A 6516-nucleotide genomic window follows, 5' to 3' on the forward strand; every position below is an offset into this window, starting at 1 on the left:
TCAGGCCAGTGCGTCCATCAGGGCGGTGACATAGGCATCCAGCCGCTCCTCCACGGCACGCGTCGTCAGCTCTGTCCTCCCTGCCTCCCTCCATGGCTGCGACACCACCTGCACTTCTTCTGAGCACGCCAGCCCGTCCCGCACCTGCCAGTACAGCCGCTCGCTCGCGGCCGCGGCCAGCACACCGCCGGCCTCCTGATACGCCTCAGCGAACCGCAGACCCCACGCCGGGCCGTGCAGCAGGGCGAGATTGGTGGAGCAGTGCGCCACGTCGAGATCCGCCGGGCCCCAACAGGTCGCTGCCCAGTCGACGACGCCGGTGATCCGGGCACCTGCCGGGCTTGGGGGCGACATGTCGAACAGCACGTTGCCGGGTTGGAAGTCCCGGTGCAGGAATCGTCCTTCATAGGGCGGCGCCGGCTTGCGGATCACGTCGATCGCCGCGGCCCATGCCGCCGCGTCGGCGCCCTTCGGAACCACGACGGTGTCGGCGGTCGTCAGCGTCACATACTTCCGGGGCCGCTCGGCGGGCCGCAGCGCATGGATCGCCGCGAGTTGACGGGCCAGCAGAGGGACGCGTGTCTCCAATCCCTCATCGTCGAGGACCGTTCGGCCCGCCAGATGTGTCATGAGGAGCGAGGGATACTCGCAATGCGCGGCGGTCGGATCAACCGCGACCAGTCCAGGAACCGGCACGTCGGTCCCCGTGAGCAGGGTCAGGGCGTCGGCCTCCCTGTTCAGCCAGTCCTCGGCGTACTCCATGTTGACTAAGGTCCGCAGCACCAGGTCACGGGTGCCTCCGTGCCGCGTGCCGATGGTCAGCCTCCGCATCTCGGCATTGATGCCGCCGTGCAGCGCCTCGGTTTCGACGATCCGTTCGCCGACCTCCAGGTGCCGGCTCACCCAAGCCAGTGTCAACGGTCGGACAGCCGCCGCCTCATCGTGGTTTGTCACCGTGCCACCTCATCATCCGGACGGAGGGCGAAGAACCGGAACAGCTCCTCGCGCCCGATCTCGGGAACTGGCGCAGTGCCTCAAGTTGCTGGTCGGTGAAGACCTGAGCGACCAACCAGCACCCCTCGCCACAGCCCGAAGATCCGCAGCTAAGGAGCCTAGTCGATCATATCCGCCCAAAATTTCCCGGATGCTACGGCGACTCCCCGGTTAAAGAGCACCGCGCCGACTTCCGAGATTGCCATGGCCAACCTACTTGCCTTACGTGCCTGACAGACCTTCAAGCAGCTGACCAGCTATTTCGCTTGACTACCCACGATAACGATTGATCTCACGCCGTATCCTCTTCTTGCAGCGATGATCTGTGTCAAGTTGCCGCAGCCTCGTTGAGGCGCGCGCGGGCATCTGGGCCTCGCTCACACGGCGTTCTCAGGCGCCCATGCCCTCAGACGAGGAGACCTAGGGTTTCGGGTGCCTCCCAGGCGGTCAGCTGCCGCTCAGGGTCGGTCTCCTGCCAGGCGAACTGGTTGATCACGTCGGCGAGAGCTTGCCGGTCCTGGTCGGGGAGGTCCTGGAGGAGGTCGATCACCGGATCGAGCACCTCCATTGTTGCCTCGGGGTGTGATGGCGTCGTCGGTGCGGCGCTTGCCGGGAAGGTCGGCGGATCGCCCGGGAAGGTCGGCGCCCGCCAGCCTATCCTCGGGCGTTCACGGCGCTGCGCGAGTCCAGGTCCAGTACGGCGTTCGCCGTCCGCTCGATGATGCCGAGGCTGATCTCGTCGGGCTGGTACTTCGGCTGGATGACGCTGTGCCCGATGGTCGTCAGCCAGACGAAGTAGGGGTAGAACGCCTGCTGGCGATAGGCGAGCCAGGCGTCATCCGGCGCCGGCGCCTCGCCTCCGGCCGCGGCGAGCCGGTCCAGGTAGAACGCCAGCAGGTCACGTTCCCATGCGCGGCGGTTCTCCACCGTGAGCCCGGACGCGACGGTGTAGGTGAAGTCGTAGGCCCAGGTGCCGCGCATGACGACCTGCCAGTCCGTGAACCCCATGCGGCCGTCCGCGGTCATGTACGTGTTGCCGATGTGGGAGTCTCCGTGGAGCAGAGTCAGGGGGCCCTGGCTGGCCACGTCGAGTGATCGTTCGAGCGCCCGGTAGAGCGTGTCCTGCTGGGACACGATCGCCTCCGGCAGCACCGACCTGGCCCGCCGGGCTCCGACCTTGGCCCGCTTCTCCATGCCGATCAGCCTGTCGAGGTTGCCGAAGTGCGAGCTGGGCAGCTTCAGCCAGACGTGTCCGGCCAGCCCGCGGGCGTTCCAGTAGTGTCCGTGCCAGGCCGCCATGTTGGCGAGGAGATCCTCGATCTGCTCCCGCGAGATCGGCGTCTGGGGCGAGCAGAAGGTCGCACCCTTGGTGGCCACGATGTCTTCCATCAGCGAGATCGAGCGGCCCGACTGAAGATCGACTGCCCCGTAGTAACCGCGCGCTGCCTCGATGCCGAGGTCGGGCCGGAGATGGCGGTAGAAGTTCGGCTCGCCCTCGAGGATGCTGGCCAGGCTCAGGACGAGGCGCTGCTTGAACCCCGCCGTCGACTTGGCGAACAGGACAGAGGGAAGACCCGCCCGGCGGCCGGCGTCGTTGTAGTCGATCGTGATCCTCCAGCGGGAGGACGTGCCGCTGCTCACGTTCCTGGTCGTGAACGACTCGACGGCCGCCCCCGGAATCCCGGCGCAGATCACGGCGGTCAGCCACTCGCGGGTGACCTCCTTGCCCGACACGGGAATGTCGGCCGACTCGCGCCGGCTGAGTCCCTCCCGGACGACGTGGCTGCCTACGCGGGCGATCCCTTTGACTATCTCAAGTCTCGGGTTACTCGTACGGAGGGATGTCGTCACGGTCGATCTCCTTCGAGAAGCGGCAGCCGGTTCAGCAAATGATCTTCCTCCGGGAGTATGCCACCGCCGAAGCCGTCACGACGCCACAAAGAACACCGAATCTGACCATCAGTCAAGCTGTGGACCACGCCACGACGCGATCGGTGGCTAGGTCATAGCCGATCAACGGATGCTCGGCGTTGCCCTCCGGTGAGGACCATCGGCTTGCCCAGCACCGGCCGACGGCCCGCAGGAACGCGCACACCACGTCGAGCCGCTCCTGGCCCTGCAGTTCCAGCGGCTCGAAATCGACCTCGATCTCCGCGTCAGTGAAGAAGTGCGCGTTGACCAGCACCTCGGGGATCGGCCGGATCCGCAGCAGCACCGACATCTCACCCCGCCGGGCCAGCACGTCCTCCACACGGTCCCGCACTAGCCGGCCTAGTCCAGCCCATGGCCTCGGCAGTACGACAAGTACAAGGCGATCCGGGCCGCGTAGGTCTTCTCGGTGTTGAACGCCCGGCCCGCCCCGCGAAGCCCCTCCAGGTACGCGCACGCCTCGACATGCAACTCGAGATCCTCGTCGACCACCACCCACGACACCGACTCATCGGCGGCTTTGCCGTGGGCGGTCCGGTCACCCGCTACACCCTCGCCCGGATGGAGGACCAGCACGTCAACCACCAGATCGGCGTGTACTTCTCCTGGGACTCCCCGCACCGCGATTGCGGGGCCGTCGTCGCTGCCAGCCGCTCCGCTTCTTCGTTCAAGGCCGTCGGGACAGCACGATTACCCGTCTCGCCCATCGGCTCCCCAGCCCGCACTCCCATGGGCCTGACCGGGGCGCCTCGATTGTCGTTGAGATCAACCCGACGCTCCTGAGCGCGCTGCATGCGCCCAGAGTCGCTGATGTGCTTCCTTCGCCGCTGCGGCGAAGACCAGGTTAAGCGCGGCGCGGTTGCGGCCGTGGGTGACCAGGCCATGGCAATTGCGGCACAGGGCCAGCATGGTGGACGGATGGTCACGGGCTCCGCGGGCGAACGCGGCGGCGGGGTCCCCGTCGGCGTGGTGGACCTCCAGCAGCGGGCCGCCGGCATCGGTGACATCGTGCCGGTATCCGGTGTCGGTGCAGGTGGGATTCTCACACCAGCCGCCGCTGCGCTCCAGGACAGCCTTGCGAGTTCTGGCCTGCCTGGCTCGCTGCTCGCGAACGATCAACGTCCGCCTTTGATCGCGGCTGGTGCGCTCGGCGGCTTCGGCCTGCAGGCACCACTGCCGGTACTGGCTCGGGGCCGCCGCGGCCATCGCCGCCAGCGTCTGCAGCGCCGCTTGCGCGCGCTCGAACGCCCGGGCCGATTCGGTCACCCGGCCGGCGAGCTGGGGCTGGCATCGGTTGTCCCACTGACCGGTGAATCGTGAGCGGGCCAGGCGCAGGCAAGCGAACCGGGTATGGCTCAACCTGTGGAGCATGACCTTGTGCCCGGGCAGCAGCTCGCCGTTAAAGTCGCAATGGATGCCGTCACCGGCGCGCAATTCCAGCTCGCAGAACAAGACGCCGTAGGTGCGGGCCCGGTCCAGGCACACGACCTGGCGTCCCTGCAGCATCGCGGCCACCGTGGCATGAATCTCACGGAAGGCCGGGGCGGCTCGCACCTGCTTGGGCGTGACGTGGTGCCGTGCTAGGTCCGCGGCCGGAAGAACTTCGCCGGGAAGTGGGTTGACCAGTGTCTTCAGCAAGGGCTCGCCCGTGCTGCTGTAGATCGCCAGGTCGCACAGCATGGCGCGCTCCTGCGGACCATCGATGGGGTCGTCGATCTCTCCCCAGGTGCCGACTTCCAGGATGACGCTGTCGGGATCGGCCAGCACGCTCGCAGCCCACGCGGCCGCATCCCAGCGATCCTCGGCACGTTCGGCTGCCGTGGGCGGTAGGTCGTGAGGCAGCGCCTGTTTGCGTCGATACAGGGCACGTACCGGGTAACGGTCGACGATGCATGGAAACTTGCCGGGGATACCCAAAGATGCGGCCACGAGGAGATGGTGGTCGTCGACGGCGGCGTTCTGTACAGACCGGGGCACGGAAGCTCGATGCCCGTTCACGTAGGCAGGACCGATGAGGAACGCGTCGGGCCCCAGCGCGTTGCGCGGCCGCAGCCCGCACGCGGCCAGATGCTCCGCGGTGGCCAACTCGGCCGGTACGGCCGGCCACAGCTTGCCGTAACGGCGATACGCCTCGTGGGACACCCAGCCCTTCAGATCGGCCGAGTAGATCGGCGCATCCCACCCAGTGGGCAAGCCCCACCACAAGGGCCGCCAGCCCGAGGGCTCAGGCGGCGCAACGGGCCTGGCAAGTTCGGCGTTAGTCCACACGTCCAGAGGGCGCATGGGTCCGATTTCAACGCGATGGATGCGGGCTTCGCCGGTGAAGTGCTCAACTCGTGATCAGATGCTCCGACGGCATGCTGGTGGGCGCGGCAAGCTCGAGTCTCCCGGCTACGGAGCTCAAATGGCCGAGGATGAGGCGCGCCACTTCATTCGGGGCCTCCAGGTGCATGTCGTGGCCAGTGGCCAGGTCGGCAAGGGAGAGCAGCGGAGTCTGCGCGGAGACCGTCTTCAGTTCGCGAGCGAAGCCGCGGACGTAGGCGTCGAAGGCCACCGAGACGGCCGGGGGCAACATCGCACTCAGGTCCGAGCCGCTGGAGGAAACGACGAGGAGGCGACAGCGGGCCGCCCGGTAGACGGCGACGAGGTCGAGCGCGTCCATCTGCGTGATGAAGTGGGTCATTCCCGGATCGCCCTCCGTCTGTTCGGCGAGGAACGCGCGCATTGTGCGCTCGGCACCGACCGGGTCGACTCCATCGAAGGGCCCGGTGGGATTGGTATGCCCGTCCAGATTGACCGCGAGCGGGCACTCGGGATGCTCTGAAGCCCACAGGGCCGCGACGATGCCGCCCAGCGAGTGCCCGACCACGGCAGGATGCCTCCAAGCCATGGTCGTTGATCGCCTCACCCACAGACTCGACAGCTCCAGCCCAAGACCACGAGCCTAGATCCGGCAACCCGACCGCCACCGTGCGTAGCCCCGCTGCCTCCAACGACGGCGCAGCGAGCCGCCAGTCCGTGGACCTCCGCCCACCGCCGGGCAATAGAAGAATCTCCCTCATCGTGGCACTCTCCCGGCCCGGCGGCCGCCACTGCAACCCGATTCCGCCCCTCGGCTGCCGCAGGCCGTGATGTAGTGGCGACAGGTATTACGCCCCCGATCCGTGGTCGAGGAGGCGGGCTTCAAGGTCGGCGATTCGCCGCTCTTGGAAACGGACGTTGGAGCCAGCGGCCTTGAGCCGTTCGTCGAGGACTCGGTTGCCGGCGGTGAGCTGAGCGTGCGGGTGGCGGAGCTGGAACGCCGGCAGAAGCGCAATTCCGGCAACTCCTCGGTACCGCCTTCCAACGGCCCCGATGGGTCCCTGATTTTGGATGATGTACGGGCGAAGCCCGTGCCATTGTGATCTTCTGAATGAGATCCTGTCTCAATCCGGCGCCCTTTACAAAGTAGATTTCCTAGAAGGCGGAAGCGGGGGGGGCACGAGGCCCCCGTGCGCCCACACCACCAAAAGAAACCGGGTAGGCCCGAACGCAATAAAACAACCCCCCCACAACCCCCCAACAACCACCAACACCCCGGACAGAAGAGCGGCC

General features: G+C 67.1%; 8 protein-coding genes. 1 reads left to right on the forward strand and 7 read right to left on the reverse strand.

The window, feature by feature from the left end; all coding sequences use genetic code 11:
• The 7 genes from ACWDRB_RS62705 to ACWDRB_RS62735 form a co-directional block, all read right to left on the reverse strand.
• A complete protein-coding gene (locus ACWDRB_RS62705) occupies window positions 1-903 on the reverse strand; it encodes a phosphotransferase family protein (protein WP_449911509.1) in 903 nt (300 codons plus the stop codon).
• Window positions 904-1399: 496 nt separating this feature from the next.
• Window positions 1400-1543 carry a hypothetical protein gene (locus tag ACWDRB_RS62710; protein WP_449911511.1) on the reverse strand — a complete coding sequence of 48 codons (144 nt, stop codon included), beginning with the start codon at window positions 1541-1543 and terminating at the stop codon, window positions 1400-1402.
• A 104-nt stretch (window positions 1544-1647) separates the two neighbouring features.
• Entirely contained in the window at window positions 1648-2844 is a 1197-nt protein-coding gene (locus ACWDRB_RS62715; protein WP_449911512.1) for an aminoglycoside phosphotransferase family protein, read from the reverse strand.
• A 112-nt stretch (window positions 2845-2956) separates the two neighbouring features.
• Window positions 2957-3256 carry a hypothetical protein gene (locus tag ACWDRB_RS62720; protein WP_449911514.1) on the reverse strand — a complete coding sequence of 100 codons (300 nt, stop codon included), beginning with the start codon at window positions 3254-3256 and terminating at the stop codon, window positions 2957-2959.
• Between the two features lie 8 nt (window positions 3257-3264).
• Complete coding sequence (locus ACWDRB_RS62725) at window positions 3265-3507, reverse strand: hypothetical protein (protein ID WP_449911515.1); 243 nt, start codon at window positions 3505-3507, stop codon at window positions 3265-3267.
• Window positions 3508-3687: 180 nt separating this feature from the next.
• On the reverse strand, window positions 3688-5205 hold the full coding sequence (locus ACWDRB_RS62730) for a hypothetical protein (RefSeq protein WP_449911517.1): 1518 nt from the start codon (window positions 5203-5205) through the stop codon (window positions 3688-3690).
• 46 nt (window positions 5206-5251) lie between these two features.
• Window positions 5252-5791: an alpha/beta fold hydrolase gene (locus tag ACWDRB_RS62735; RefSeq protein ID WP_449911519.1), complete on the reverse strand. Its 540-nt coding sequence runs from the start codon at window positions 5789-5791 to the stop codon at window positions 5252-5254.
• A 295-nt stretch (window positions 5792-6086) separates the two neighbouring features.
• Between ACWDRB_RS62735 and ACWDRB_RS62740 the strand changes: the two genes are divergently transcribed.
• A complete protein-coding gene (locus tag ACWDRB_RS62740; RefSeq protein ID WP_449911521.1) occupies window positions 6087-6326 on the forward strand; it encodes a hypothetical protein in 240 nt (79 codons plus the stop codon).
• The last annotated feature ends 190 nt before the right edge of the window (window positions 6327-6516 follow it).

The organism is Nonomuraea sp. NPDC003707 (genome assembly GCF_053587055.1).

Excerpts from the sequence above, each read along its gene's own strand:
- ACWDRB_RS62730 (WP_449911517.1), bottom strand. The coding sequence starts at position 5,205 with ATGCGCCCTCTGGACGTGTGGACTAACGCCGAACTTGCCAGGCCCGTT.